Here is a 26,842-nt window from a genome sequence, read left to right on the forward strand (position 1 = left end):
CGGTGTTACGGGTTTGGCTCAACCTGTCTTGTCCGGCCCCGCGCCGGTCAGCGAAATGCGCAGGATCACCCGTTGCTCGCGTTCCATCGCGGCCCGGTAGTCGTTCCAGTCGTCGTGCTCGCCGGAGACCGTCCGGTAGTACTTCACCAGCAGATCCATCGCCTCCGGCAGCGGAATGATCGTCGCCGTCCCGTTGATCTGGATCCACCGCCCGAAGAAGCTGTCCGGTAGCACGCACAGCGCGACGTTCGGATCGCGCTGGACCTGCTTGGTCTTGTAGGCCGTTGCTCGCGTGGAGACGAGCACATCACCGTTGTCGTCCAGCGCGACGAGCACCGGTGACATCGCCGGCGTGCCGTCCGACTTCAACGCGCAGAACACCGCGCGGTGCTGACTGCGGAGCACTTCCCGTGCCTGGTCCAGGTCCATGGCCATCATCTTCGCGAGACGGGACGATGTTCGCATGCTCGCGCCGAACGACCCGAACTCCGTGAGCTGGCAGATGTACGCCGACCCGATGATGTGGGTCGCGGGAATCTCCAGCCTCTACCTGCAGTCGCTGCACCCGAAAGCGGTCGCGGGCGTCGTGCAGAACTCCAACTTCAAGACCGACCCGTTCGGACGGCTGCGGCGCACGGCGGACTTCGTGGGACTCGGCGTGTACGGCACCGACGAGGCCATTTCCGCTGCTGCGGCGCGGGTGCGCGCCACGCACCGCGAGCTGCGCGGGGTCGTGGACGGCAGGACGTTCCGGGTGGACGAGCCCGAGTTGCTGCTCTGGGTGCATTGCTCGGAGGTCTACAGCTTCGAGACCGTTCTCGACCGTGCCGGTTATGGGTTGACGGACCGGCAGAAGGACCGGTACTACGCAGAGCAACGGTTCGCGGCCGCGCTCGTCGGCCTGCACGCCGACGAGGTACCTGGTTCGCGCCGCGAGATGGCGGAGTACTTCGAGGAAGTCCGGCCTGCTCTCGCCAGGACGCAGGACTCCGAGCTGATCTACAACTTCCTGCACGGCCCGGCCACGCAGGGTGTTCTCCGCCACGGCATGCCGATCTACCGGGTGCTGGTGGGGCACCTGGCGTACTCGGTGCTGCCCGATTGGGCAATAGATCTGCACGGTCACGCCCCGTACCGGAACGCGACCCTTCGGCTGCGGATGCTGCGCCGAACAGCCCTGCTCATCCCGCCTGGCCTGCGCCGTTTGGTTCCCCCTGGACACATCCGCCGAGCCATTGCGCGTGAGGGCCGGCATGTGACACCAAGTAAGGCTCGCCTGCCGTAGTTGTCACACATCACAGTCGATCATCGCCGCAGGTACGTAGCATTGCGCACGAATATCGAACAACCCCTCCGGAAGGCCTGTCGTGATCCGTCGTGCTGCGCTCCTGACCGCCGTAGCGGTGCTTGCCACCGCCTGTGGGAGCGGTGACACGAGCACAGTCATCGGGCGTGCCGAGTCCGGCAAGCTGACCATCGGCATCCGCTACGACCAGCCGGGCATGAGTCAGAGGCGCCTCGACGGGCGGTATGTCGGCTTCGACGTCGACGTCGCCAAGTACGTCGCGAACGAGCTCGGCGTGCCGGAAAGCGGTATCACGTTCAAGGAGGCCCGCGGCGCCGCCCGCGAGTCGATGCTCGAGAACCGCGAGGCCGACCTGATCGTCGCCTCCTACTCGATCACCGACGCCCGCAAGGAGAAGGTCGCGTTCGCCGGGCCGTACTTCGAGACCGGCCAGGGCATGCTGGTCCGCTTCACCGAGCAGTCCATCCAGGGTCCGGAGACCCTGAACGGTCGCAAGCTGTGCTCGGTCAAAGGTTCCACGTCCGCGCAGAAGGTGAAGACCGACTACGCCCAGGGCGTGCAGATCGTCGAGTACGGCCAGTACTCCGACTGCGTCATCGCACTGATGGCCGGCAACGTCGACGCCGTCACGACCGACGAGGTCATCCTGGCCGGGTTCGCCGCGGAGAACCCCGAGCTGCTGAAGCTCGTCGGCAAGACGTTCTCCAAGGAGCGCTACGGCATCGGTGTGGCCAAGGGTGACAACAAGTCGCGTGACGCCGTCAACGAGGCCATCGAGAAGATGATTTCGAGCGGTGAGTGGAAGCGGGCGCTGGAACGCAACGTCGGCCCGTCGGGCTACGAGATCCCAGCGCCGCCCCAGATCACGGAGAAGTCCTAGCCCCGGACCGCGGACTTGGCGGTCCAGGCCGCCCAGTCCAGCGTCCAGTCCCAGTAGTCGAGGTCCTGCTGCCCGAGCGGGATCGAGGACCCGACGACCTCGACCGGGTCGCCCGCGATCGTGAGGTCGTAGAAGATCTTCGCGTTGGGGCCGGACAGGTTCGCGCAGCCGTGCGAGACGTTCTCCTTGCCCTGCGAGGGGATCGTCTTGTTGTTCTCGTGCACGAACTCGCCGTTCCCGGAGATCTGCACCGCCCACGTGACCCGGACGTTGTACCCGAAGACCTGGCTCACCATCGGCCGCTCGGCCCACTTCGCCTGCACCACGTGGATGCCGGACCGGCTGATCGTGCGCTGGTCGTTCTCCGCGCCGTACGACGCCGGGAAGTCGTGCAGCAGCACGTTGTCGCGGTAGATCTGGAACCGGTGCGTCTGCGTGTTGGCCTTCGCCACCAGCGCGCGATTCGCGATCTTGAACTTCACGTGCAGGTCGGCAGCACCGTAGGCGCCGCCCCCGAACGGCACCCCGTACACGTTGACGTCAACGGAAACCTCGGTGTTCGGCTTCCAGTACTCGCGCGGCCGCCAGTGCGCCTCGGTGTCGGACAGCCACGCCCACGCACCCTCGGTGGGCACGGAAGTCGTGACGGTCATGGCTTTCTGCACGGCGGCCTTGTCCTGCACCGGCGCGCTGAACGTCATCTTGATCGGCATCGCGATGCCGTAGGTCTCGTTGTCACCGACGTTCGCCGACACGTTCGTGAGCCGCTGCGGCTTGAGCGTGCGGAACGACCCGCTGACGGGCACCTCCGCGCCGTCCTCGCCCTTCGCCGACCCGGACCACGTGTAAACCTTGTCGTAGCCCAGGTCCTCGGTGGCGACCCACTTGCCGGCGGTCAGCTCCCCCTTGACCACCGTGCCGTTCGCGCCCGTGAGCTTGACGGCGGTCAGCGAACCTCCGGTCACGCCAACCTCGAACGGACCGGCCGGGCTGATCCCCTCGCCCGACGCGGGCGTCACGGTCAGCACCGCCTTCGCCTTGTTCTCCACGGCCTGCGCAGCGGGCGGCGCCGGAACGTCAGGCGCGGTGCTGCAGGCGGTCAACCCCAGTAGTAAAGCCAAAGCCAGTGGCCGGAACACGCTCTCTCCCCAAGATCCCCTCGGTCAACGCACAAGAGACGCGCAGGGGTACAGACACGTTGCATGGGAGAACGCGATCACCCACCCGGACCAGCGGTTTCCTCCTATTGAGGCACCGAACTGGCCAGTAATGACCTGTAGTGCTATGACGCATCACACGTTAGGCTGACCCGCGCAGGCCGTGGTTTCTGTGTTCGTGCTTCACACGCTCGCGGAACGACACGCGGGCGTGCTGTGCGCTCTCACCGAGCGAGCTGAACGCCCCCGGGACGGCCGGGGTTGCACGGTGCAGCCCCAAGCTTTCCTGCGATGGAGGCAGGTACATGGCACAGGGCACTGTCAAGTGGTTCAACTCCGAGAAGGGCTTCGGCTTCATCGCCCAGGACAACGGCGGCGCAGACGTCTTCGTCCACTACTCGGAGATCCAGGGTCAGGGCTTCCGCACCCTGGAAGAGAACCAGCGCGTGGAGTTCGAGGTCGGACAGGGCACCAAGGGTCCGCAGGCTCAGAACGTCCGTGCGATCTGATTCGCCGCAAATCTAGTCGCACGTGAGAAGGACCCTCGGCCGGGCTCGGCCGAGGGTCCTTCTTGGTTCACGGGCTTTCTAGTGGCCGCGCTGACGCGCTTCCCACTCCAGTCGCTGCATGACCCACTCCGTGGCGAGCGCCTGCGGGGACGTCTGGCGCTCCGCAGCGAGCTCCTTGAGCTGTTCGTTCGCCATGAGCTGCAGTCGCAGCTGGTAAACCTGCGCGTTGCCGAAGCCGGAGGCGGTGGTCTCGTTGTCCGAGTCCGGGGCCAGCGCTGCGAGGTAAGAGGTCAGCTCCTCGTCGGGCAACGTCTCCTGCGGTTCGTCCGCTGGGCGGTGACGGCCGGACTTGGAGCGTCCGAGGGATCCGATAGGCACCGGAACACGATAACGGTTCGGACACGGAAGCCAAACACCTGTGACCTGAGTCACCCCAACGTGTAACTGCGGCGCAGAGCTGCGGAGGCCCCCGCGCCAGGGGGAGGAACGCGGGGGCCGGAGGGGATCTCCACAGGCGCTGACCGGGGGTGTGTCAGCTACTTCGGATTGTTGCACGCGCACAAGGCGATTGGGGAGAGGTCCCAGGGAGATTCTTAAGCTGCCGATGGACGGAATCCCCGTAGTCGCAAGCTGTTGGTAACAACGAACACGCTGCTGAAGGCCATCGCGGCCCCCGCGATCATGGGGTTCAGCAGCCCCAGCGCCGCGAGTGGAAGTCCAGCGACGTTGTAGGCGAACGCCCAGAAGAGATTCCCCTTGATCGTGCCCAAAGTCTTGCGGGACAAGCGAATTGCATCCGCTGCCACGCGCAGGTCGCCGCGCACGAGCGTCAGGTCGCTCGCCTCGATGGCGACGTCGGTGCCGGTTCCCATGGCCAGCCCCAGATCCGCGGCGGCGAGCGCCGGCGCGTCGTTCACGCCGTCGCCGACCATCGCGACAACTCGGCCCTGTGCCTGAAGATTCCGGATGGCGTCGACTTTGCCGGCCGGCAGGACGTCGGCGATGACCTCGTCGACGTCGACCTCGGCGGCCACGGAGGCGGCCACTTCGGCGTTGTCGCCGGTCAGCAGCACCGGACGCAGCCCCAGTTCGCGCAGCGAGCGAATCGCTTGTGCCGACGTGGGTTTCACGACGTCCGACACGACGACGAGTCCGACAACCTTGTCATCAAAGGAAACTGCGACCACCGTGCCCTGTGCAACCGCGGCCTCGGTCAATTCCATCGGAAGAGAAACGTTCCGCAACCGGCCGACGACAACGCGTCGACCTTCGACCACACCGCTGACGCCAACACCGTCCGTGGAAACGAAGTCCGACACCGGCAGGAGTTCCGGAACCTCGCGGACGATCGCCGCGGCGATCGGGTGCTCGGAAGCGTTCTCGACGGCCGCAGCGAACCGCAGCACCTCCTCGCGCGACACGCCGTCCGCGGGGATCACGTCGACCAGCGTCAACCGGCCGGTCGTCACGGTGCCCGTCTTGTCCAGCACGACGGTGTCCACGCGCCGCGTCGACTCCAGCACCTCAGGACCCTTCACCAGGATCCCGAGCTGGGCGCCGCGCCCGGTGCCCACGAGCAACGCCGTCGGCGTCGCCAGCCCCAGCGCGCACGGGCACGCGATCACGAGCACGGCCACCGCCGTCGTCACCGCGAACTCCAGCGGCCGCCCGGCGAGCAGCCAGGCCCCGAACGCCACCAGTGCGATCACCACTACGACGGGGACGAAGACGGACGACACCCGGTCGGCCAGGCGCTGCACCTCGGCCTTGCCTGCCTGGGCATGCTCCACGAGCCGCGCCATGCGGGCGAGCTGAGTGTCCGCGCCGACGGAGGTGGCGGAGACGACCAGCCGGCCGCCCGCGTTGACCGTGCCGCCGACGACCTGGTCGCCGGCGCCGACCTCGACCGGGACGGACTCACCCGTGACCATCGAGCGGTCCACGGCCGAGCTGCCCTCGACCACTAGGCCGTCAGTGGCGATCCGCCCACCCGGACGGACCACGAACTGTTCGCCGACCTGGAGCGCCGCCACCGGGATCCGCGTCTCCACGCCGTCCCGCAGCACGGAGACGTCCTTGGCGCCCAGAGCGAGCAGTGAGCGCAGGGCGGCACCCGCGCTGCGCTTCGACCTGGCCTCCAGCCATCGCCCGAGCAGCAGGAACACGGTCACGCCGACCGCGACCTCCAGGTAGATGTCACCGGAGGTGGTGGGACGCGGCAGCAGGCTGAACTCGTGCCGCATGCCGATCATCCCGGCTTCGCCGAACACCAGCGCGTAGAGCGACCACAGGTACGAGACCGTGACGCCCATCGACACGAGGGTGTCCATCGTGCTGGCGCCGTGACGTGCGTTGATGGCGGCCGCACGGTGGAACGGCCAGCCGCACACCCACACGACCACGCTGGCCAGCGCCAGCGACACCCACTGCCAGGCGGGGAACTGCAGTGCCGGGATCATCGAGAACGCGATCACCGGCACGCCGAGCGCCGCGGCGAGGCCGAACCTCAGCCGCAGCTCACCGGCCTCGTCATCGTCGTGAGCCTCGGGTGCGGGCTCCTCGGCGTCGTAACCGGCCGCGCGCACGGTCGACACCAGGTCGTCCACGCGCAGGTTGTCCGGGAACTGGACGCTGGCCTTCTCGGTCGCGTAGTTCACCGTGGCGGAGACGCCGTCGAGCTTGTTCAGCTTGCGTTCGATGCGCCGCGCACACGAGGCGCAGGTCATGCCGCTGATGCTGAGCTCGACGTGGCGCGGCTCGGTCGTGGTCATCAGGCGACCTGGTACCCGGCCTCGGTGACGGCGGCGACGACCTCGGCGCGGTCCAGTTCGCGGTCGCTGGTCACGGTCACCGCGCCGGTCTCCAGGGTGACGTCGACGCCGGTGACGCCGGCGACCTCGCCCAGCTCCTCCTTGACCGAGCTGACGCAGTGGCCACAGGTCATGCCGGTGACGGTGTAGGTGGCAGTGACAGACATCGGGGTCCCTTCTTCTCTACGGGACACCGATCATACCCCCCTGGGGTAAAGCGTCTACTGAGGACCGTCGGGTTTCGGCTGGTCCAGGTTCTGGATGTCCTGTTCGATCTTGTTGACCAGGTCGTCGAGGCCTTCGAGCATCTTGTCGAGCTCGGCCATCCTGGAGCCGAACGCGGACTCGATGTCGGCGTCGATGGTGTCCAGGTTGATGCCGCTGATGGCCTTCAGGATCTCCTGCGGGTCGACCGCGGGCGGTATCTGTTCCGCGTTTTGGCCCTCTGCATCGGGGGAAGGCTCCGGCGTGGGATCAGTCATCGGTCCATCTTCCCTTGGCGAGATCCCCACGCGGCAAGCACCGCACCTGTACGGAAAGTAACGCTCGGTGGCGGTGGAATCACTCTGCGGGGGGCTGCGGCCGTTGTCCCAGGTCGCTTAGCCTCGCGCCAATCTCAAGTCGGGGAGGGCGCTCATGAGCGGGTCGCTGGAAGTACGGAAGTTCCTGTTCACACAAGACGACGGCATGTCGAGGCAGGGTGGGCCGAACGTGCCGGCCCAGCGCAGCGGAGAACCCTCGCGGATCTCCGACGATCAGGTCCACCGGGCCAGGCTCGCCGTCGCACGGAGCGCCCTGGGTACCGAGGACTGCAGGATGCTGCTCGACATGCTGGGCCTGTCACCGGGCGAGGACGGCGGTGCGCCTCCCGTACAGCGGTGACGTGATGCGAACGCGGTTGCGGCCCTGACTCCAGACGCGCACCCCCCGGAGCGCGTCTGCAGAACAGGGCCGCATCTCGAAACATACCCACGGGTCTCTTTACCGGCAACGGCTAACCTTCACCCATGCCCCAGCAGGACCGGGCGTATGCGACCCGCGAGGCGATACTCCACGCCGCGGCGGAGGAGTTCGACCGGCTCGGCTACGAGCGCACGTCGCTGACCGCCGTGCTCGCTCGCGCCGGGCTCACCAAGGGCGCCTTCTACTTCCACTTCGCTTCCAAGGAAGCGGTCGCCAGTGCGTTGATCGACCGCCAGAGCGAGCTGTGGACGCAGGTCAGGGAGACGTGGCGGGCACGCGGCGTCGACCCGCTGAGCGCTCTGCACGGCATGTTCGCCGAGTCCGCCGACCGGATGGCGGCCGACGTCGTGCTGCGCGCGGGCGTCCGGCTCGCCGCCGATCGCGAGATCGGCTATCCGGGCGTGCCCTCCACGCACATCATGTGGGAGAAGCTGATCGCTTCGTACGTCGTGGAGGCGGGTGAGCGCGGGGATCTGCGTCCCGGCGTCGATCCTGACGCGGTGGCACGGACGTTGTGCGGTGCCGCCCTCGGTGCCCGGCTGATCTCGTCGGCGACGACGGCGTGTGCGGACTTCCCGGGTCGGATCCGCGAGGTTCTGGGCTACGTGCTGCCCTGCGTCGCGTCTCCCGAGTGGAAGTTGTCTGGATCACAAAACACCGCTGACGGGGTCACGGAGGCGTGAGCAGGCATTTGTCGATCTGACCGCTTCGGGACCGGAGGTGGTTTGGGCAGGTCAGGGCATAAGTGGGACCCCCGTTTTGGAGGTGCGTGGACCTATGCCATATGCTTACGATGCTTCCAGAGACCAGCTAGTCCCCATCATCTAGCGGCCTAGGATCCCGCCCTTTCAAGGCGGTCGCGCGGGTTCGAATCCCGTTGGGGGCACGTAGTACAGTAAGATCTGCAAGAGCAAGGCCCAGTGGCGCAGTTGGTTAGCGCGTCGCCCTGTCACGGCGAAGGTCGCGGGTTCGAGTCCCGTCTGGGTCGCTTCCTTAAGTTTCATGGCCAGGTAGCTCAGTTGGTACGAGCGACCGCCTGAAAAGCGGTAGGTCGGCGGTTCGACCCCGCCCCTGGCCATCCTTCTTCGAAAGAAGCCCCGCAGAACGCTGCGGGGCTTTTTTCGTCATGTGGTGAGCCGGGTGATGGCCTGGTCGTCATGCGTTTTGAAGCGCGGCCAACGCTTGTGTTCCGAATCACCGCGTTCGGCTTCACGGATTAGGTCGAGCGCTTCGCCCAACGGCATTTGTGCGAGCTCCTCCCACGTGAAGAGCTCGTACTCGGACACTCCACATGAGACGCCGTCCGTGGCCACGATCACTTTGCCGATCTCCGCCCGTGGCCAGCTCGCGGTCAGGGCCTGGTGTGCCGCAACGGGTTCGGCCTCGGCGACCCAGTAGCCGCCCGGCCTGTTCTTCCACCTGAGGATGTCCGGGTCCGGTCGCAGATCTTCGAGCCGGGTGTCTTCGAGCACGTGCGTCGAGTGTCCGAACGCGACCACCGGGGTGTCGCAGAGGACGAGTGCGTCGATCGTGTCCTCGGTCCACCGCACGATCGCGGCGGTCGAGGACGGGGAGTCGCCTGGCACGAGGGCGTGCTGCCGCACGAGGTTTGCGATGGCCAGGGCGAGCAGGTCCGCGAGCGGATCCGTGTCGTTGATCAACCGGGCGAGCTCGTCGGCGAGCTGTGTGGCGTACCAGCCGCCGTTGCGATTCGGTGGCCTGGTCCGTGAGGTGACGCCGTCGAGCACCACGACGGCGTTCGGCAGCACGCGGATCCGATCCTCGGTGACTCGCCCGGGAGCCCCCTGCTCAGCGGTCTCGATCCTCACGATCTCACCGTACGTGTCAACTTGCGTTGACATCCTCATGTTGTCAACGTACGTTGACAACATGACTGAAGCGACTGATCTCGCCACGGCGGCTGGAGATCGCGACCCGAAGGTCGGGTTGCGGGCCGTCAGCGCGCTGCGGCGACTTTTGGAACATCTGGAGGCCGTCCAGGTCCGCAGTGCGCGGGCTCAGGGCTGGTCGTGGCAGGACATCGCGGCGGAGCTCGGAGTGTCTCGCCAGGCGGTGCACAAGAAGCACGGGGGGCGATGATGATCGCGGAACGGTTCACCAAGGAGGCCCGCGAGGCCGTGAAGGCTGCGGTGCGGGACGCGGAACGGGTCCACGCGGGCGAGGTCGGCGTGGAGTATCTGCTGCTGGCGTTGCTCGACGCGCCGGTGCTGGCCGGGTTCGACCTGCCGCGCGAGGAGCTGGAGGCGGCGTTCCGCGACTACCGGCGCAAGGGCGGGCTCACCAAGGCCGACGCGGAGGCGTTGCGGGGCTTGGGCATCGACGTCGACCAGGTGATCGACTCGGTGGAGCAGTCGCTCGGGTCCGGCGTGCTGCGGCCGGGACCGCGCCGGCGGTGGTTCGGCCTGCCGTTGGAGCCGGCGTTCAAGAAGACGCTGGAGAACTCGTTGCGTGAAGCCCGCGACCTCGGCCACAGCTACCTCGGCAACGAGCACATCGTGCTGGCTTTGTTGCAGAGCAAGGGAATCGTGGCCGAGGTGCTGAACGAACGCGGGGTCACCTACGGCGAGATCAGGAAGCGGGCTGCGAGCGCTCGCGCCAGGTGAGTGCTGGCAGGAACAGCTGCGCGAGCGGGCCGATGCTCACGGCGTAGAGGATCGTGCCGATGCCGACCGTGCCGCCGAGCAGCCAGCCGGTGCCGAGCACGAGGAGTTCGACGACGGTGCGGGTGAGGCGCAGCGAAACACCCGTGCGGCGGCAGAACCCGGTGACCATGCCGTCGCGCGGGCCCGGTCCGAGGCGTGACCCGACGTACGCGGCGAACGCGACCGCGTTCAGCACGATGCCCAGCACGAGCAGCACGATTCTGGGCAGGAGTTCCTGCGGTGCGGGGATGATCGCGAGCGTCACGTCGACGCTGATCGCGATCACCACCACGTTGGCGATGGTGCCGACGCCGGGCTTCTGCTTCAGCGGGATCCACACGAGCAGCACCAGCACGCCGGTGATCGCGGTGATCAGGCCGAAGCTCAGGCCGGTGCGTCTGGCCAGGCCCTCGTGGAGCACGTCCCAGGGATCGAGGCCGAGCGTCGAACGGATGTGCATGCCCATGCTCGCGCCGTAGAGCCACAGACCTGCGAAGAGCTGGGAGAGACGACGGATGGGAGCGATCCTCACGGGGACCTGGTGGAGTGCGGTCAATGTGGCCATGTGGCCATACTGGGTTGTGATTGGCCTGGCAATCCATAGCCAATTCAGGATAATTGGCCTCATGCTCCCACCAGGTGGACGTATATCGGGACCTCGGCTGGCCCGGCTGCTCGGGTCGTGGCGCCGGGGTGGTGCGCGGCAGAGCTCGGCTGATCTCGCGGCTGCTCTGAAACTGCTGGTCATGGACGGCCGGCTGCCCGTCGGCACCCGGCTGCCGTCCGAGCGCGAGCTCACCGACTCGCTGCCGGTGAGCCGGACGACGATCACCGCGGCCCTCGACCAGCTGCGTACCGAGGGAGTGGTGGAGTCGCGGCGCGGGGCCGGGTCGTGGATCAACGGACCGGTCGGTACCGGTGGTGGCATCACCGGGTTCGACGACACGTTGATCGACCTGTCCCGGGCCGCGCCGCCCGCGTTGCCGTCGGTGCGGGCGGCGATGGAGGTCGCTCTCACCCAAATGCCGGAGCACCTGGCGTCGCACGGGTACGACGAGCGCGGGTTGTTGTTGCTGCGGCAGCGGATCGCGGACCGGTACGCGGCGCGAGGGCTGCCGACGTCACCTGACCAGATCGTGGTGACCTCGGGGGCACAGCACGCGTGGGCGTTGGTGCTGCGGCTGTTCGTCGGCCCCGGTGACCGTGTCCTCGTGGAGCAGCCGAGCTATCCCAACGCGTTGGAGGCCGTGCGGGCGTCGTTCGGAATTCCCGTGCCGGTGCCGATGCTGGGCGATGGCTGGGACGTGGACGGGTATGACGCCGCGTTGCGTCAGGCGGGCCCCCGATTGGCCTATCTGATCCCGGACTTCCAGAACCCGACCGGGTTGCTGATGTCTTCATCGCAACGGGAAACGCTTTCCACGGTGCTGCGCAAGGCCCGCACGCCCGTGGTCGTCGACGAGACGTTGGTGGAGCTCGGGCTGGACGTTCCCGCGCCGCCGTTGCCGATGGCCGCGTTCGGCGGGGATTCCGTGGTGACGCTGGGCTCCGCGAGCAAGTCGCACTGGGGCGGTCTGCGGATCGGGTGGATCAGGGCGTCTCTCGACATCGTGCACCGGCTCCTGTCGACGCGGGCGGCGATCGACCTGGGCACGCCGGTGTTCGAGCAGCTGGTGCTCGCGTCGTTGCTGGAGAATCCGGAAGCCGTTCTGCGGCAACGACGTGCGGAAGCTCTGGAGCAGCGGGACGTGGCCGTCGAGGCTCTGCGCGCGCACTGTCCACAGTGGAGCTTCTCGGTGCCTTCCGGCGGGCTCGGCGTGTGGTGCGCGCTCGACGGGCCGGTGAGCACGCGAATCGCCGTCGTGGCGCAGAACCACGGCCTGCGGCTCGTGCCGGGCCCTCGGTTCGCGGTGCACGGAGGGTGTGAGCAGATGCTCCGAGTGCCGTACACGCAGTCGCCCGAAGTGCTGCGCGAAGCGATCGGCCGTTTGGGTGTGGTGGCTGCATCCGTTGCAGGAACAGGGTTTCCGGCGGATGCCGACGTCTCGGTGCCGGTCGCGTGAGACACGTCGGCCCGGTCTCCCGCAGCGGTGGAGACCGGGCCGACGAACTTGCCACCGGGTGGCCTGCGGACGGGGAACGTCCCAGGGATTGACGTCCCCCGTCCGCAGGTTTCCCGTGCGGTCCGAGGCTGCGGGGGCAGCGCGGCACTCGGACCAGACCCGACCTGCCAGGGCGCGGTTGGCAGGTCAGGAAGACTGGGTTCCTTGCGTACAACGGGAAATGCGAGGAGGAGTTATGCGCGCGACGGAACTAGAGGGTCACAAATCGCGCAGAGGGCAGAGCTGTCCCGTCTGACTCAGTCGGGTGACGTGCTCGGCAGGCCGGGAAGACTGCCCGGCGAACGACCGTCGCGGCGTTCCCCCACCGACCACGTGGAGGGCGGGAACAGCGAGTTGTGCGACGTCAGGACGGCGAGCACGCCGCGCGTGCCGCCTGAGTTGTCGGAGTGACCGGACGACGCTGAGGCCGTCGCGACCACGGGGGCCTGCTGCGGTGCGGGCAGCGGCATGTCAGGTCCGGGTGCGGTCCAGTTGTAGTCGCTCGTCGGCGCCGGCTCGGTCTTGACGGGGGGCGGTACGGGCAAATCGTGCAGTTGCGGCACGACCTTCTTGACCGGAACGACGGGCGGCGCGGGAGGAGGGGGAGGTGGGGGAGGCGGCGGCGGCGCTTGCGCTGCGGCCCTCGCGGCCTTGGCGGCGGCGCGGGCCTGAGCCTTCGCCTGCATCACCTCGGGCGGCGCCTGGTTCGTCACCGTGCCGGAACGCGTGTTGGTCTGCGAGCCACCGGTGAAGTCGAGCACCGGACCTTCGTCCTCGGGCTCTTCTTCCGGTTCCTCCGGCTTCGTCACCGCGGGCGGGGGCATGACCCTGGCCGGCTGGTGCCGTTCGAGCACGATGCTCGTGAGCGCCTTCGCCCAGCCCGCCGGGTCTTCGAGCAGGCGGGGGGCTTCGATCAGGCGGGGGTCTTCGAGCAGGCGGGGGTCTTCGAGCAGGCGGGGGGCTTCGATCGTGATCTCGGCGGCCGGCGGTTCCTCCGGGCTGGCGGACGCGTCGGTCCCGCCCAGCAACCAGGCGGCGGCGGTCAACCCGCCGAGCGCAGCGGCCCGCAGCAGCAGTGCACCAGCTCCACCACCAGCCACAGGATCACCACCGTCCACCGTTCAGGTCACCGCCAACGCACAGCGCCGTCGGAGGTCGACGTTGAGCTATGTCTAGCACTGGTGAGTGAGTTTGCGAACCAACTCGGCACAAAACACTCGGAAGGGCGTTCGCGTGCGGCTGTCCGGGTTGCCCTGATCAGGCATGAACACCGTCTGTGTCGTCATCGGATCGAGTGACATTGCGCCTCGCTCCCCTGTGGACCGTGTCGCGCCGGGGGATGGTGTCCGATGTGGACGCGCCAAAGCAGGTCAACAGCCTTTCTGAGCTGGCCGATCACGCCTCCGCGGCCCTGGGTCCGGTGCATGCCCACGACCCGGAGGGCCCAAACGAGTGCTTGGTCCGTTCGGGGGAACTGATCGTCCTCCCGGCAGACGCACCCACTGTGCGCAAACGCTTGCGAGGTGTCTACTCCCACGAGGAGATCGCCACCGGAGCCATCCGGATGTACACGAAAGCTCCAGATCGCCTCCGTGTCGTTGACATCGCCCGCGAGGTCGGCGCCACCCCGAACCACGTGCACCTCGCCTGCCCGATCATGATCGGCACCTCCCGCCCGGTGGTGGGCGGCCACATCCCCGACCTCCTCGGCGAGGGCACCGTCGCGTTGCTCGACACCCCGCTGGACGCCCCGCACGGCGCGCTGGTGGCCGGCGTCCTGCGCCACCACGGCGCCCTGGTGCGCCCGTTCCCCGTGCTGACCGCCTCGGGCTTCGGCGACGACCTGACCCTCGCCGCCGCGTTGCGCGCCACCCGTTCGCTGCCCGTCGTGCTGGTCGCGTCCGGCGCCTACTCGTTCAACGACGAATGCCCGCCGGTCCTGGCCGCCGCCGGTCGCAACGTGGTGGCGTCGGCGGGTAACGGTGCCTCCTCACGCCCCTGGTGGCCGGCCGCCCTGCCCGCGGTGATCGCGGTGGGTGCCTCGGCTTCCTTCTCGGGTCGCGGCTCGTGGGTGAACGTCGTGGTCGATGGTGTGGACGTGCCTGCCACGGTGGGCTCAAGACAGGCGCTGTGCACCGGTACCTCGTTCGCCGCGGCCCTGCACGCAGCCACTTTGGTCCCGGTGCCTTAGCCGGCGCGTGCGGGTGTGCCGTTGCCGTAGCAGCTGAAACCGAGGTGCGCGACGGCCGCCGCGGCCTCGGCAGGGTGGTCGAGGAGGCGGTGAACCTCGGCCATGGCCTCGCTCACCTGCGCATCCGGCACGGGCAACACGCTGGCGATCACGGCTCTGGTTCCGGCGTCGAGGAACGCGCAAGCCAGTCCTGACTCGCAGGCCGACAGGACCACGATCTCCGGTGGGTTCTCGATGCGGGCGATGTCGTAGCCGTAGAGCGGACCGTCTGCCAGTTCCAGGTAGGAGAACAACGGGTTGTCCACGTTCACCTCGCCGTGCGCGGCGATGTGCACGATGTGGGCGCCTTCCATCGCGGCCAGCACGTCGTCGGCGACCGGTCTGACGCGGCGGCCACCGTGTTCTTGTTGCAGGGCGGGCACTTCATCGCGAAGAAGCCGTGGTCCCGTGATCCACACCCGCCCTCTCCCCCTGCCCGGTGTGCGCCAATGCCTGAGCGACGGGATGACGTGCACCCGGCCTCCGAAAGCCGCCCACGGCATGGAGTGCAGCACTCCGTCGGGTATCACGACCACTTCATCTGCGGCCGGAACGAGCTGCTCTCGTCCCGGAAGTTCCTTGCCCGCGGCAACAGCAAGCCTTGCTGACTGCACCAGGCAGGCGGCATCCCCGACCTCCCTCCGGCGAGCGCGGCCGTCGATGACAGTGACGGCGAGCATCCGTCCGTTGTGGAAGGTGAAGCTGACCAGCGGAAGATCGGGAAGTGCCGACCCGGCGCGCTGAGATCGCGGCGGAGTGGCCAGCGTCAGCCTGCGCACGTCCCGCTCCAGCGCGTCCAACGGCAGCCCGAACGCCCTGGCCCGCCTCAGTCGCGCGAGTGCCTGCGCGAGCTCAGGTTCCTTGGGAGGCAAGGGAACCGACGCGCGATGCTGCTCCGACCAGTGCAACACCTCGCGCGCCGTCCTGGCGAGCCCCAGTGCGTGTCCGGTCAGTTCGCGACGTGGCCAGTCGCCGAGGTGCTCGTCGAGCACCTTGAGCCCGGCCCGGCAAGCCACCAGCGCGCCACGCCGGTCCGACCGGCGTGCGTGCGCGAGCCAGCCGAGCGCCCGCGTCTGCGCCGGTCCGCGAAACCGGTGCGCGGCAACAGCATCCAGCTTTCCAGCGGCGAGCATGAACTCAACGTCCGAGCCGCCCACTCGCAAGGCGGGCGCCGGATCCCCGTCGCGCAACGCGCAGCGCGCACTCAGCACCGCCAGTTCCGGCACGTGCCGGTTGCACCTCCGCAGCAGTTCCAACGCCGGAGCCAGCACTCGCCGCGCCTCCGCCGTGAGCCCGGCGGCGAGCAGGGCCTCAGCCCGGTCGACCAGGGCCTCCGGCCGGCTCGTCGAGTCGAGGCCGGCCTTCGCCGCGTCCTCGTAGCGCCGCAGAGCCAGCGGCAGATCACCGGCGAGCATCGCCACGAACCCCCGGTTGTGCAGGCACATCGCCGCACGTCCAGGTTCGCCGATGGCGTGCAGCAACGTTTGCGCGGACGTGAAGTCGGCATCCGCTTTGGCCAGCTGAGTGGCGTTGCACCGGGCAATCCCGCGGCCGACGAGCGCGTTGGCGAGCCACCGCTGATCGCCGTACCGCCGCAACTCCCTGATGACCGCGGTCAGCTCCGCGATCGCCAGCCGCGGTTCGGCCGAGTGGCAGAGGTGGAGCCCACGCAGGCATCGCGCCCTCGCCAGCTCCCGGCCCCGCAGGTGCGGCGTCGCGAGGTCGAGATGCTGCAGGCTCTGCTTCCGGCGCCCCCGATCCAGGTCGATCCACGCGAGCGTCAGGTGAAACCGGGCCTCACCGGTGAGCCGCAACCCGCGCCGGGCGAACCGGGCGGCGACGTCGAGGCGCCCGAGCTCGACGTGGGCGATGCTGAGGTCGTGCAGGGCATCGGCACGCTGGGCCTTGGTGCCGCGCACCTCGGTGCTGTCGATGGTGGCCCGTGGATCGGCGCTCGCGCTCATGCGACGAACCACCCCGTCGTCAGCCCCAGCTCGGGGACGGTCACGCACAACGGGCCAGGCGCGACGTCGGCGCGGAACCAGCCCTCGGCGTCGGGGCGGAGCGCCTGAGCGGAGTCGGGCGACCGGACCTCGACGGAGACGCCCTTGTCGTCGAGCACGCCGGTCAGCCGGAGCCCGGCCTGAGCAGCGTCGAGCTGCAGGTACATCCGGCCGGCCCCGACGTGGAACACGAGCTGGCGGGAAGGGCCCCTGACCGGCTCGTCCACGGCCTTCATCGGTGCCAGGCCGGTCGGGCGCGGCGTCAGGGCGGGCGGCGGCACGTCCGCGCTGAACAGGTCGGCGATCTCGTCGAGCAGCGGATCCCTCATCGCAGCGCCTCCAGCTTCCGGCGCAGCGCCGTCAGGCACCGGGCGCGGGTCCGCCCCACGCTCGACACCTTCATCCCCAGGGCTTCGGCAACCTGTGCACAACTCAGCTCAGGGCTGTGGGCAGCGATCCACAGCAACCGCTGGCACCGCTCGTTCAAGGTCATCAACGCCGTCCACAACCGCCGCTGGCGATCGTTGGCGACAGCGACCTCGTCCGGCGTCGGCAGCGAAGACTCCGGCTCCCACCGGTCGAGCGAAACCTCACGCCCGCGGGCACGGAGCACCGCGATCGACTGGTGGGTGGCGGTACGGACCAGCCACACCCCGAGCGCCTCGGGTTGGCGGATGCGTGTCAGGTGTTCCGCCAGGCAGAGCCAGGTGCACTGGTAGACGTCGGCAGCGTCGGCGTGGCTCAGGCGGAAGGATCTGGGCACCGACCAGACCAGGCGCGAATAGCGTTCGACCAAGGCGTCCCAGCCGCACACACCGGAACGCCACCCCGCGAGAACCTCAGTGTTCGAGTCCATGCCATTTGGAGTCGAACCCGCGCGTCAAGGCTCCATGCCTCACCCGAAAGAGGGTTGTCCACAGTTGTGGAGAAACTCATCCACACCTGTGGACAACTACAGCTTGTGGAGGCGCTCCACCGCTTCGTCGATCACCGCGTCCTGCTTGCAGAAGGCGAAACGGATCAGGTGCTGCCAGTCCGCCGGGTGGTCCGTGAACACCTGGACCGGCACCGCGGCGACACCGATCCGGGCCGGGAGGTCGCGGCACAGCGCCCAGCCGTCGGTGTAGCCGAGCGGGCGGACGTCAGCGCAGATGAAGTACGTGCCCTCCGACGACCGCACCTCGAAACCGGCCGCACGCAGCCCCTCGGCCAGACGCGCGCGCTTCGAGGCCAACGAGTCCCGCAACGACGTGACCCAGTCCAGCTCGGCGGTCAGCGCGTGCGCGACGGCGGGCTGGAACGGTGCCCCGCCCACGAAGGTCATGAACTGCTTGGCCGCCCGCACCGCGGACACCAGCTCGGCGGGCCCGCACACCCAGCCGATCTTCCAGCCCGTGCAGTTGAACGTCTTGCCCGCGCCAGAGATCGACAACGTCCGCGCGGCCATCCCGGGCAGCGAGGCCAGCGGGATGTGCATCAGACCGTCGAACACCAGGTGCTCGTACACCTCGTCGGTGATCGCGAGCAGGTCGTGCTCGACGCAGAGCGCGGCGATGGCCTGCAGCTCCTCCAACCGGAAGACGGTCCCGGTCGGATTGTGCGGCGAGTTGACCAAGATGGCACGAGTCCGCGGCGTGACCGCGGCGCGCAGAGCGTCGACGTCCAGAGCCAGCCGTCCGGAAGCGTCCTCGCGGAGGCCCACGGTCACGCGCGTGGCCCCGGCCATTGCCACGGAGGCGGCGTAGGAGTCGTAGTAGGGCTCGATGAGGATCACTTCGTCGCCGGCTTCGACCAGCGCCAGCAGCGAAGCCGCGATGGCCTCGGTGGCGCCGACCGTCACCAGGATCTCGGTGTCCGGGTCGTACGACATCCCGTACCGCGAGCGGTGCGCCGCGATCGCCCTGCGCAGCACCGGCATGCCGGGGCCGGGCGGGTACTGGTTCACGCCCGACGAGATCGCCGAACGCGCGGCTTCCAGCATCGACTCGGGGCCGTCGGTGTCTGGGAAGCCCTGACCGAGGTTGACTGCGTCGTGCTGCACGGCCAGCGCCGTCATCTCCGCGAAGATGGTCGACGTGAACGGCTGCAACCGGGGGACTAGCGCTGGTACCCGCACAAGGCAGGATCTTCACCTGAATCTCGTGTCTAGGGAAGTCTGATCCTTTGGAGCTCGTGAAGTCCACGTCGTCGGGTGCCCGGCGAGCCTTGAATCGAACGCATGTTCTACCGTGATCGTGGTCAAGGTCGTTGTGCAGATGCGCTTGCTGGCGAATGAGGCACAGGCGGCAGCGATGGCTGCGACTCTGCACATGTGCAACTCGGCCGCGGACCGCGCGTCGCGAGTGGCGTTCGAACGAGACGTGCGTTCGCGCAATGACCTGCAGAAGTTGGTCTACGGCGAGATGCGGGAATCTGGGCTGGGGGCTCTGGCCGCAGTGCGCACGGGTGAAGAAGGTCGTTGACGCTTACGCCAGCCTGCGGGCGAGTGTCCGAACCGGGAACCTGACCGGGCTGCGACGAGCCAAGGCTGAAGGCAAACCGATCAGGTTCCGGGAGAACGCGGCACAGCCTTTTGACGATCGCATGCTCTCGTGGCAGTACGACGCCGCGGGATGAACTTCCAGGGCGGCAGGTTGCGACGCTGTCGGCGTTGGCAGGCTCGAAAGCGCGCCGAGCTGAAGACTCGGCATACCAAATCGGCAACCCGTCGTCTTCGCAGGCTTTCGTTGTCGCATGTGCGGCCTCGCTGGGCCAGCCGACCACGTCGCTGGGATCAACGTGCGCAACCGCGCACGCTCAGTGTGGGTACCTGTCAACGTGCCCGGACCTGTCGCTTGAAGGCGGACGGTTGATGCGGCCTGTCCGCCACAGCCAGTGGCGTGCGGAGAACGCGACCCGGCTTGAAGGAGTTTGAGCTGCGACTCAACCTCAAGGTCGAGAAGTTGACGGACAATGGCTGTGTGGAGCAACTGACCGCCGCTGACCAGCAGAAGCGCACAGACCTGCGCAAGATGAAGCTCGTCGCGACGAGCTTCCTCGTCGGCGCGACGGTCATCTTCTTCGCCACACACGCGTTCGAGGGGCCCTGGGTCGGCTACGTCAGAGCCGCCGCCGAGGCCGGCATGGTCGGCGCGCTCGCCGACTGGTTCGCCGTGACGGCCCTGTTCCGGCGGCCGTTGGGGCTGCCGATCCCGCACACGGCGATCATCCCCACCCGCAAGAACATGTTCGGCAAGACGCTCGGCGACTTCGTGGGCGTCAACTTCCTGAGTCCCGCGGTGGTTCAGGACAAGCTGCGGCGGGCGGGCATCGCGGAGCGGGCCGGTGCCTGGATCAAGGAGCCGGAGAACGCCCAGCGCGTCACCAACGAGCTCGCGAACGTCATCAAGGGCGCGATCACGGTCCTGAAGGACGAAGAGGTCCAGGCCGTCCTGGAGCACGCGATCGTCAAACGGCTCACCGACCAGCCCTGGGGACCGCCGCTGGGCAAGCTGCTCAACCAGGTGCTCACGGACGGCGCGCACCACAAGCTCGTCGACCTGATGTGCGACCGGGCCTACGAGTGGGTGCGGGACAACTACGACAAGGTGACCCTGATCGTCACGGACCGCGCGCCCACGTGGTCGCCCAAGTTCGTCGACTCTCTGCTCGGTGACAAGGTCTACACCGAGCTGGTCAACTTCGCGTGGGCGGTCAAGACCGACGTCAACCACCCCATGCGCCTCGCGGTGGACCAGTTCCTGCTCGAGTTCTCCAGTGACATGCAGACCGACCCGGCCACGATGCAGCGGGCCGAGCAGGTCAAGCAGCAGATGATCAACCACCCGGACGTGCAGAAGCTCATCAGCAGCGCGTGGGGCACGGCGAAGAAGATGCTCATCGACGCGGCCGAGGATCCGTCCAGCGAGCTGCGCAAGCGCGTCACCCAGGGGCTGATCACGCTCGGCACGAACCTGACGAGCGACGAGTCGCTGCGCGCCAAGGTCGACGGCTGGCTGGAGCAGGCCGCCGGGTACGTCGTGCAGAACTACCGCGCGGAGATCACCACGCTGATCACGGACACGGTCGAGCGCTGGGACGCCGAGGAGACCTCGCGCAAGATCGAGCTGCAGGTCGGCAGGGACCTGCAGTTCATCCGCATCAACGGCACGGTGGTCGGCGCGCTCGCCGGCCTCGTGATCTACACGGTGGCCAACGTGCTGTTCTGAAGCGTGTTCTGGGCCCGCGTTCGTTTTCGGAACGTGCGGGCCTTCTCCCGGTTGCCGCACACCTGCATCGAGCACCACGTGCGCGAGCGGTTGCGCGATCGGTCGAAGAACGCACGCAGGCAGTCGTCGGCCGGACAGATCTTGAAGCGTTCCCAGGAACCCAGCACGGCGAGCCGAGCGGAGGCCGCCAGCACCGCGCCGAGCGCGTCTGAGCTGGCCAGCATCGGAACGCCGTCGGTCAGCTCGATGTGGACGACGCCCGCGGCTGTCTGAGGGCCGGACGATCCTTCGATCGACGACCGCAGTGCCGCCCGCGCGGCGCGCGCCTGTGCGATTTCCCCGCTCCGCCCGAGGCCGCGTTCGGTCACCCACGCGCGCCAGGAGGCTTCACTGTCCAGTACGTGTCGAGTGTTCAGGAAGTCGAGCAGCAGCTCGACGTCGTGATCCCAGCCGACAGTCAGACCAGTCACCCCACCACTGTAGGCGCCACGGCGGTTGTGCGTCAGGACATCCGACGAATACACCGGGTGTATACACTGTGTGTATAGTGCCTCTCATGTCGATCGGACACGCACTGTTGGGCCTGCTAGAGGGCGGTCCACGGCACGGATACGACCTGAAGCGCGCCTACGACGAGCGATTCGGTCACGACCGGCCGTTGCACTACGGACAGGTGTATTCGACCCTGTCGAGGTTGCTGAAGAACGGCCTCGTGACCGAGGCGGGCGTGGAGGCGGGTGACGGTCCCGAGCGCAAGCGGTACGCGATCACGGACGCCGGGGTCACCGACGTGGAGCGCTGGCTCGCCACTCCGGAGAAGCCGGAGCCGTACCTGCAGAACACGCTCTACGCGAAGGTGGTGCTGGCCCTGCTGTCCGGCCGCAGCGCCACGGAGGTGCTCGACACGCAACGTGCCGCGCACCTCACCACGATGCGCGAGCTGACCCGGCGGAAGACCGACGGCGACCTCGCCGACCAGCTCATCTGCGACTTCGCGCTGTTCCACCTCGAAGCCGACCTGCGGTGGCTCGAACTCACCGCCGCCCGTGTCGACCAGCTGGCCGTGGAGGTCACGCGATGACTCTGTTGAGGGCCGAGGGCCTGGCCAAGTCGTTCGGCAAGACGCATGCGCTCGACGACGCGGGCATCACGATCCGCGCGGGCGAGGTCGTGGCGGTGATGGGGCCGTCGGGTTCCGGCAAGTCCACCCTGCTGCACTGCCTCGCCGGGATCCTGCCGCCCGACAGCGGCACGGTGCACTACCGCGACCGCGAGCTGACCTCGATGAACGACAGCGCGCGCAGCGAGCTCAGGCGCACCGAGTTCGGGTTCGTCTTCCAGTTCGGTCAGCTCGTGCCAGAGCTGACCTGCCTGGAGAACGTCGCGCTGCCGCTGAGGCTGAGCGGCATGAAACGCAAGGACGCCGAACGCGCCGCGCGGGACTGGCTGGGCCGACTGGAGGTCGACGGCGTCGCGGACCAGCGCCCCGGTGAGACCTCGGGTGGTCAGGGCCAACGCGTCGCCGTCGCCCGCGCGCTCGTCACCGGGCCGAAGGTGATCTTCGCCGACGAACCGACCGGCGCACTCGACTCGCTCAACGGCGAGCGCGTGATGCACCTGCTCACGACGGCGGCCCGCGAAACGGGTGCCGCCGTCGTGCTCGTCACGCACGAACCCCGTGTCGCCGCCTACTCGGACCGTGAGGTCGTGGTGCGCGACGGTCGTTCGCGTGACGTGGAGTTCGCCCGGTGAAGCGCCAACGTTTGACCTGCGCAGCCAGCGACCTCGCCCTGGGAGTCCGGCTGGCCGTCGGGGGCAGCCGGAAGTCCTGGGCGAGGCTCGCGCTCCAAGGTGTCGGCATCGGCCTCGGCGTCGCGTTGCTGCTGTTCGCCGCGTCGCTGCCGAACGTGATCGACGCACGAGACGACCGTGAGTCCGCGCGCAGCATGGCGACCAAGGGCAACGGTCCGGCACCGCTGCTGGTGGAGGAGCAGGGCCACGCGTACCGCTCTGACTACGTCCGCGGTCTCTACCTCAACGCGCGCACACCGGACGCCCCGGTGCCGCCGGGAATCGACCGGCTACCTGCCGACGGCGAGATCTTCGTGTCGCCCGCGCTCGGCAGGCTGCTCGCGTCGCCGGCGGGTGAGCTGCTCAGGCCGCGCTTCCCGCAGAAGGTCGTCGGCACGATCGGTCAGGCGGGCCTGCAGAACCCGAACGAGTTCCAGTACTACGCCGGTGACTCCTCGATCAAGGAGGGCGAGAACGCCGTCCACGGCTGGGGTGCCGTGCAGCACAGCCGCGGGATCAACTCTCTGCTGTGGCTGCTCAGCGTCGTCGGCCTGGTGGTGCTGCTGTTCCCCGTGCTGGTGTTCGTCGGGGTCGCCACGAGGCTCGCCGCGGCGCAGCGCGACCGCAGGCTCGCGGCGTTGCGGCTGGTCGGCGCGGCCGCGAGCCGGGTGCGGCTGATCGCGTCCGGTGAGTCGCTGGCCGGGGCGCTCGCCGGGCTCGTGGTCGGGTTCGGGATCTTCTTCGCGGTCCGGCCGTTCGTGGATCGGATCCCCATCTCCGAGCTGTCGGCCTTCCCGAGCGACGTCATGCCGACGCCGGCGCTGACGCTCACCGTGATCGTGGCGGTGCCGGTGCTCGCGGTGTTCACGTCGCTCCTGGCGATGCGCCGCACGATCATCGAGCCGCTGGGCGTGGTGCGGGACCAGAAGCCGGTCCGCCGCCGGGTGTGGTGGCGGACCGTGCCGGTGGTCGCCGGTGCCGCACTGCTCCTCAGCCAGGTCGGCAAGCTCACCCCGGCGGAGAAGCCGAACCAGGTTCCCGTCGTGCTCGGCATCGTGTTGCTGATGCTCGGCATCCCCGTGCTGCTGCCGTGGCTGGTGGAACGGGTCGTGTTCCTGATGAAGGGCGGCACACCGGCGTTGCAACTCGCCGTGCGCCGGTTGCAGCTCGACAGCGGCACGGCGGCTCGTGTCGTCGGTGGCGTGGCGGTCGTGCTCGCGGGCACCGTGACGCTGCAGATGATGCTCGCCGGGGTCGAGCAGGAGGTGCAGGGCAACGAGAAGAGGCAGGCGGCCTTCAACTACCTGAGCGTCAAACCGCGGCAGAGCGCCGACCTGAACGGAATCGCCGCGTCGCTGGAGAAGGCCAGGGGTGTCACCGGCCTGCACCGGATCGAGCAGGCCTGGGGTGAGCTGGACAGAGGTGGCTACGCGGTCATCAACATCGCCCCGTGTACGGCGCTGACCAAGCAGGCGTCCATCCCGAACTGCACGGACGGCAAGGCGTACGCCGCACGGGAGTCCACCGGGCTGCCGGCCGCTCAGTCCGGTGACGTCGTGACGTTCCAGGAGTCCGGCGAGAAGTGGACCGTGCCGCCGGTGGAGGTGATCGACGGACCGGGCAACATCCCCGGCCTCCTCGTCACCCCGGCCGCCGCACGTGGCCTGGTGCCGCTCAACGTGGAGTTCTTCGCCGAGCTCGACCCCGCGGTGCCCGATGCGGCGGAGCACGCCCGCAACGCCATGGCGAGCTACTCCTGGCAGCTGCACACCTACTTCGGCGGCCAGGACGACACCAACGAGGCGGAACGGGTGTTCGGCGTGATCCGCCGCGCACTGCTGGCCGGCTCACTGCTCACTTTGCTGGTCGCCGCCGCGTCACTGCTGGTCGTGGCGCTGGAGCAGGTCAGGGAACGCCGCCGCCCGCTCGCCGTGATGGCCGCGAGCGGGGTGCCGCGCGGCACGCTCGCCCGGTCGTTGCTGTGGCAGAACGCCCTGCCGCTCGCGATCTCCACCGTGGTGTCGCTGGCCACGGGCATCGGCCTGGGAGTGCTGGTGATGCGTGTGTTCGGTGCCGAGGTCGCCTACGACTGGGCGGGCATCGGCCTCATCACCGGGATCGTGGTGGGCCTGACGTTCGCGGTCACCGCTCTGACGTTGCCTTCGCTGAGAAGGGCAACCGGAGCACTTGGGTTGCGGACCGAGTAGTCACCTCGTGTTCTGCCAGGCGGTCCTGCACCAGTCCGTGCCGGAACTGGTAGCAGGCTCCCGCCCGGCAGAGCACGCCCAGCTTGCGCGAGTCCTCGAGGAAAGCCATCAGCTCCCACGGCAGCTTTCCTCGCAACGCCAACCAGATCCGTGCGACGGTGAACCACCACCAGCGCAGGTGCAGCACCGCGAGCGCGAACCCGAGCATCAACCCGGACGCGAGCCCCAGTCCGACCATGCCGCTCTGGCCGGGGCCGAAGACCAGTGCGGCCGCCGAACCGAAGACCACCGCCAGCACGAGAGATCCGGTCCACACCGCGATCCGGTCGCGCGCCATCGTCCACTGAGGACTGGAAGCCTGCGACAGCTCGGTCGCGCTGGACAACGCGAACCGCAGGGCGACCGCGACGGCGAGCCCGAGACCGACGACCAGCCCGGCGGCAAGCCCGTACAGCGCACCGAAAACCAGTCCGGCGGCCAGCCCGAGCACACCTGGTACGAGCAGCAGACTGCGCCAGATCCCCAGGCGCGGCTTGGCCTTGCGCTCCTGCGACGCGGTCAGCGCGGCCGCCCCGACACCGATGCCCGCGACCAGGCCCGTGACCGGCGCGAGCGACGGCGTGATCGAGTACGCCATCAGCCACGCGACGCCGAACCCGCCGATCGCGCCCAGCACCAGCGCACCGAGAATCGCGAGCCAGGTGTTGCCGACGGATCGGCGCAGCTCCCACCAGGCCAGCTCGCGGATGCCGCGGTCGCGCATCTCGTGAGCGAGGAACTCCAGCCACCGGCGTGCCCTGTCCCGCGGCCAGACCTGCGTGGTCCTGGCGTGGTGCGCGAACGCCCTGTTGCCGAACGCCCGAGACACCAGCTCGTCGCAGAGGTGGTCGGAGATCGCCCGCGCGTCCGGGAAGCGGCCACGGTCGAGCAGTTCGGTCGGCTCCGCCTCGCTGTCCGCGTAGACAATGCTGGCGAGCCACATCGTGAGCGGCGTGGACAACGCGTCCGCGAGCCTGCCGTCCGGTTCCTCGCGCAGCTGGATGAACACCGGCTCCCACCGCGCCGCGCCCACGGTGTCCGCGCTGGCCCGCAGGTAGGCGGCGACCTCCTCCAGGTCGAGCGGGGCCATCTCGACGACGTCCGCGCCCGGCAGCGGGCCGGCCAGGTGCACGGCCTGCTCGTACTCGGTGGTGCGGCAGGTCAGCACCAACGGCCGGCTCGCCGGGAACGCCTTCGCGATGCGCGAGAGAGCGTCCGCGCGCTGGTGGCCGGGGATGTCGTCCAGGCCGTCCAGCACGGGCAGCAAGCGATGCTGCTCGACCAGCAGATCGCCGGCGTAGCTGCCGTACAGCTCGGTGTTGCGCAACGCCGGGTGGTCCTCGTACAGCCTGCGGGTGAGCCACGTGCGGATGTCCTCGGCCGCCGGGTTCCACGTCGACAGCGGCAGCAGGACCGGGACCATGCCGCCGTCGTAGCGGTCCAGCAGGCCGCACGTCAGCAGCATCGCGACCGTCGTCTTGCCGGTGCCGGCCTCGCCGAGGAGGACCATCCTGTGGTTGATCTGCCGCTCGAACGCGCCGACGACCGCGTCGCTGCGTCCTGGCGGCGCGTCCGGCTCGTCGCTCACGTCCAGCTCGGGCGCGGTCCAGTGCAGGTCGAGCACGTCCGGGTCGGTGAGCCCGCGCGAGCGGACCTCCTCGTTCCACTGCGCCTGCAGGCCGATCGCCAGCGCCCGGCAGGCGGCGTCGAGGTGCTCGTCGCTGCTGAGCGCGGCGTTGTGCCTGCGCCGGACCCACGGGTCGAGCAAAGCCAGCAAGCCCAGGAACGCCAGCGCGAGGACGATCAGCCACACGTGCGGGTTGATGCCGTACTCGGTCACGAAGAGACCGGCCGCGGTGAGCAACGCGGTCAGCACGCAGCCGGCCAGCAGCGCCTGCTGACGGAATCTGGACATGCGTCGCATCATGACGCACCGCATCCGCCCGGTGTCGATTCAGTGACCCGTGTCGTGAC

29 protein-coding genes and 3 tRNA genes are annotated in these 26,842 nt (G+C 68.6%); 17 read left to right on the plus strand and 15 right to left on the minus strand.

The annotated features are described in order from the left end of the window. Positions 1–18 precede the first annotated feature (18 nt). Entirely contained in the window at positions 19–465 is a 447-nt protein-coding gene (locus C8D87_RS11445; RefSeq protein WP_233442037.1) for a PPOX class F420-dependent oxidoreductase, read from the minus strand. Between C8D87_RS11445 and C8D87_RS11450 the strand changes: the two genes are divergently transcribed. Next, complete coding sequence (locus C8D87_RS11450; RefSeq protein ID WP_109632852.1) at positions 464–1,285, plus strand: oxygenase MpaB family protein; 822 nt, start codon at positions 464–466, stop codon at positions 1,283–1,285. The two genes, C8D87_RS11445 and C8D87_RS11450, sit on opposite strands and share 2 nt — an antisense overlap. 85 nt (positions 1,286–1,370) lie before the next feature. After that, the gene (locus C8D87_RS11455) at positions 1,371–2,186 is read left to right on the plus strand and encodes a glutamate ABC transporter substrate-binding protein (RefSeq protein ID WP_109632850.1); all 816 of its coding nucleotides are present in this window, start codon (positions 1,371–1,373) and stop codon (positions 2,184–2,186) included. Here C8D87_RS11455 and C8D87_RS11460 read toward each other — a convergent pair. Next, on the minus strand, positions 2,183–3,325 hold the full coding sequence (locus C8D87_RS11460; protein WP_112226636.1) for a L,D-transpeptidase: 1,143 nt from the start codon (positions 3,323–3,325) through the stop codon (positions 2,183–2,185). The genes C8D87_RS11455 and C8D87_RS11460 overlap by 4 nt on opposite strands. A gap of 323 nt (positions 3,326–3,648) precedes the next feature. Between C8D87_RS11460 and C8D87_RS11465 the strand changes: the two genes are divergently transcribed. Then, the gene (locus tag C8D87_RS11465; protein ID WP_030473173.1) at positions 3,649–3,852 is read left to right on the plus strand and encodes a cold-shock protein; all 204 of its coding nucleotides are present in this window, start codon (positions 3,649–3,651) and stop codon (positions 3,850–3,852) included. 78 nt (positions 3,853–3,930) lie between these two features. On the opposite strand, the gene C8D87_RS11470 is transcribed toward C8D87_RS11465, so the two are convergent. From C8D87_RS11470 to C8D87_RS11485, 4 genes are all read right to left on the minus strand, one after another. Continuing rightward, entirely contained in the window at positions 3,931–4,230 is a 300-nt protein-coding gene (locus tag C8D87_RS11470; RefSeq protein WP_109629158.1) for a hypothetical protein, read from the minus strand. Positions 4,231–4,445: 215 nt separating this feature from the next. After that, complete coding sequence (locus C8D87_RS11475; protein ID WP_112226637.1) at positions 4,446–6,623, minus strand: heavy metal translocating P-type ATPase; 2,178 nt, start codon at positions 6,621–6,623, stop codon at positions 4,446–4,448. Then, the gene (locus tag C8D87_RS11480) at positions 6,623–6,829 is read right to left on the minus strand and encodes a heavy-metal-associated domain-containing protein (RefSeq protein ID WP_109629154.1); all 207 of its coding nucleotides are present in this window, start codon (positions 6,827–6,829) and stop codon (positions 6,623–6,625) included. The genes C8D87_RS11475 and C8D87_RS11480 overlap by 1 nt, the downstream gene beginning before the upstream one ends. Before the next feature lie 54 nt (positions 6,830–6,883). Continuing rightward, positions 6,884–7,144 (minus strand): hypothetical protein, encoded by a 261-nt coding sequence (locus C8D87_RS11485; RefSeq protein ID WP_109629151.1) that lies wholly within the window; start codon positions 7,142–7,144, stop codon positions 6,884–6,886. 154 nt (positions 7,145–7,298) lie between these two features. Between C8D87_RS11485 and C8D87_RS11490 the strand changes: the two genes are divergently transcribed. The 5 genes from C8D87_RS11490 to C8D87_RS11510 all read left to right on the plus strand — a co-directional run bounded on the left by C8D87_RS11490 (position 7,299) and on the right by C8D87_RS11510 (position 8,703). Beyond that, the gene (locus C8D87_RS11490) at positions 7,299–7,544 is read left to right on the plus strand and encodes a hypothetical protein (RefSeq protein WP_109629149.1); all 246 of its coding nucleotides are present in this window, start codon (positions 7,299–7,301) and stop codon (positions 7,542–7,544) included. A gap of 125 nt (positions 7,545–7,669) precedes the next feature. After that, positions 7,670–8,308, plus strand: coding sequence for a ScbR family autoregulator-binding transcription factor (locus C8D87_RS11495; protein WP_112226638.1), 639 nt, complete (start codon positions 7,670–7,672; stop codon positions 8,306–8,308). Positions 8,309–8,438: 130 nt separating this feature from the next. After that, a tRNA-Glu gene (locus tag C8D87_RS11500) sits at positions 8,439–8,511 on the plus strand. A 28-nt stretch (positions 8,512–8,539) separates the two neighbouring features. Beyond that, positions 8,540–8,613: transfer RNA gene (locus C8D87_RS11505), tRNA-Asp, on the plus strand. A gap of 16 nt (positions 8,614–8,629) precedes the next feature. Continuing rightward, a tRNA-Phe gene (locus C8D87_RS11510) sits at positions 8,630–8,703 on the plus strand. 46 nt (positions 8,704–8,749) lie between these two features. Here C8D87_RS11510 and C8D87_RS11515 read toward each other — a convergent pair. Continuing rightward, complete coding sequence (locus C8D87_RS11515) at positions 8,750–9,454, minus strand: protein phosphatase 2C domain-containing protein (RefSeq protein ID WP_325049655.1); 705 nt, start codon at positions 9,452–9,454, stop codon at positions 8,750–8,752. Positions 9,455–9,515: 61 nt separating this feature from the next. On the opposite strand from C8D87_RS11515, the gene C8D87_RS11520 reads away from it, so the two are divergent. Together C8D87_RS11520 and C8D87_RS11525 are read left to right on the plus strand one after the other, a co-directional pair. Next, positions 9,516–9,725, plus strand: coding sequence for a helix-turn-helix domain-containing protein (locus C8D87_RS11520; RefSeq protein WP_112227042.1), 210 nt, complete (start codon positions 9,516–9,518; stop codon positions 9,723–9,725). Continuing rightward, positions 9,722–10,249: a Clp protease N-terminal domain-containing protein gene (locus tag C8D87_RS11525; protein WP_233442038.1), complete on the plus strand. Its 528-nt coding sequence runs from the start codon at positions 9,722–9,724 to the stop codon at positions 10,247–10,249. Before C8D87_RS11520 ends, C8D87_RS11525 begins: the two co-directional genes overlap by 4 nt. Here the strand turns inward: C8D87_RS11525 and yczE are convergent. After that, positions 10,215–10,853, minus strand: coding sequence for a membrane protein YczE (yczE, locus tag C8D87_RS45835; protein ID WP_215732287.1), 639 nt, complete (start codon positions 10,851–10,853; stop codon positions 10,215–10,217). The genes C8D87_RS11525 and yczE overlap by 35 nt on opposite strands. A 61-nt stretch (positions 10,854–10,914) precedes the next feature. On the opposite strand from yczE, the gene yczR reads away from it, so the two are divergent. Beyond that, positions 10,915–12,351, plus strand: a complete 1,437-nt coding sequence (gene yczR, locus C8D87_RS11535; RefSeq protein WP_112226641.1) for a MocR-like transcription factor YczR — start codon at positions 10,915–10,917, stop codon at positions 12,349–12,351. Between the two features lie 296 nt (positions 12,352–12,647). Here yczR and C8D87_RS11540 read toward each other — a convergent pair whose 3' ends face one another. Then, positions 12,648–13,490 carry a hypothetical protein gene (locus tag C8D87_RS11540; RefSeq protein ID WP_146771683.1) on the minus strand — a complete coding sequence of 281 codons (843 nt, stop codon included), beginning with the start codon at positions 13,488–13,490 and terminating at the stop codon, positions 12,648–12,650. 404 nt (positions 13,491–13,894) lie between these two features. Between C8D87_RS11540 and C8D87_RS11545 the strand changes: the two genes are divergently transcribed. Further along, complete coding sequence (locus C8D87_RS11545; RefSeq protein WP_146231341.1) at positions 13,895–14,581, plus strand: S8/S53 family peptidase; 687 nt, start codon at positions 13,895–13,897, stop codon at positions 14,579–14,581. On the opposite strand, the gene C8D87_RS11550 is transcribed toward C8D87_RS11545, so the two are convergent. The 4 genes from C8D87_RS11550 to C8D87_RS11565 form a co-directional block, all read right to left on the minus strand. Beyond that, a complete protein-coding gene (locus C8D87_RS11550; protein ID WP_112226644.1) occupies positions 14,578–16,584 on the minus strand; it encodes a CHAT domain-containing protein in 2,007 nt (668 codons plus the stop codon). The genes C8D87_RS11545 and C8D87_RS11550 overlap by 4 nt on opposite strands. Then, a complete protein-coding gene (locus C8D87_RS11555) occupies positions 16,581–16,952 on the minus strand; it encodes a hypothetical protein (protein WP_109629131.1) in 372 nt (123 codons plus the stop codon). Before C8D87_RS11555 ends, C8D87_RS11550 begins: the two co-directional genes overlap by 4 nt. After that, complete coding sequence (locus C8D87_RS11560) at positions 16,949–17,479, minus strand: RNA polymerase sigma factor (RefSeq protein ID WP_112226645.1); 531 nt, start codon at positions 17,477–17,479, stop codon at positions 16,949–16,951. The genes C8D87_RS11555 and C8D87_RS11560 overlap by 4 nt, the downstream gene beginning before the upstream one ends. Positions 17,480–17,575: 96 nt before the next feature. Beyond that, the gene (locus C8D87_RS11565; protein WP_112226646.1) at positions 17,576–18,739 is read right to left on the minus strand and encodes a pyridoxal phosphate-dependent aminotransferase; all 1,164 of its coding nucleotides are present in this window, start codon (positions 18,737–18,739) and stop codon (positions 17,576–17,578) included. Between the two features lie 112 nt (positions 18,740–18,851). Between C8D87_RS11565 and C8D87_RS46850 the strand changes: the two genes are divergently transcribed. Then, positions 18,852–19,085: a hypothetical protein gene (locus tag C8D87_RS46850; protein ID WP_112226647.1), complete on the plus strand. Its 234-nt coding sequence runs from the start codon at positions 18,852–18,854 to the stop codon at positions 19,083–19,085. A gap of 549 nt (positions 19,086–19,634) precedes the next feature. Beyond that, positions 19,635–20,831, plus strand: coding sequence for a DUF445 domain-containing protein (locus C8D87_RS11580; protein WP_112227043.1), 1,197 nt, complete (start codon positions 19,635–19,637; stop codon positions 20,829–20,831). On the opposite strand, the gene C8D87_RS11585 is transcribed toward C8D87_RS11580, so the two are convergent. Beyond that, positions 20,804–21,301: a CGNR zinc finger domain-containing protein gene (locus C8D87_RS11585; RefSeq protein ID WP_233439096.1), complete on the minus strand. Its 498-nt coding sequence runs from the start codon at positions 21,299–21,301 to the stop codon at positions 20,804–20,806. The genes C8D87_RS11580 and C8D87_RS11585 overlap by 28 nt on opposite strands. Before the next feature lie 86 nt (positions 21,302–21,387). Between C8D87_RS11585 and C8D87_RS11590 the strand changes: the two genes are divergently transcribed. From C8D87_RS11590 to C8D87_RS11600, 3 genes are read left to right on the plus strand one after another with little or no spacing between them, the layout of a single operon-like run. Continuing rightward, entirely contained in the window at positions 21,388–21,912 is a 525-nt protein-coding gene (locus tag C8D87_RS11590; RefSeq protein WP_109632842.1) for a PadR family transcriptional regulator, read from the plus strand. Beyond that, the gene (locus C8D87_RS11595; RefSeq protein ID WP_112226648.1) at positions 21,909–22,583 is read left to right on the plus strand and encodes an ABC transporter ATP-binding protein; all 675 of its coding nucleotides are present in this window, start codon (positions 21,909–21,911) and stop codon (positions 22,581–22,583) included. The genes C8D87_RS11590 and C8D87_RS11595 overlap by 4 nt, the downstream gene beginning before the upstream one ends. Further along, positions 22,580–24,829 (plus strand): ABC transporter permease, encoded by a 2,250-nt coding sequence (locus tag C8D87_RS11600; RefSeq protein ID WP_233442039.1) that lies wholly within the window; start codon positions 22,580–22,582, stop codon positions 24,827–24,829. The genes C8D87_RS11595 and C8D87_RS11600 overlap by 4 nt, the downstream gene beginning before the upstream one ends. Here C8D87_RS11600 and C8D87_RS11605 read toward each other — a convergent pair. Continuing rightward, on the minus strand, positions 24,765–26,783 hold the full coding sequence (locus C8D87_RS11605; RefSeq protein ID WP_233442040.1) for an NACHT domain-containing protein: 2,019 nt from the start codon (positions 26,781–26,783) through the stop codon (positions 24,765–24,767). The genes C8D87_RS11600 and C8D87_RS11605 overlap by 65 nt on opposite strands. Positions 26,784–26,842 lie beyond the last annotated feature (59 nt).

The organism is Lentzea atacamensis (assembly GCF_003269295.1).
In the GTDB taxonomy this organism is placed as follows: Bacteria; Actinomycetota; Actinomycetes; order Mycobacteriales; family Pseudonocardiaceae; genus Lentzea; species Lentzea atacamensis.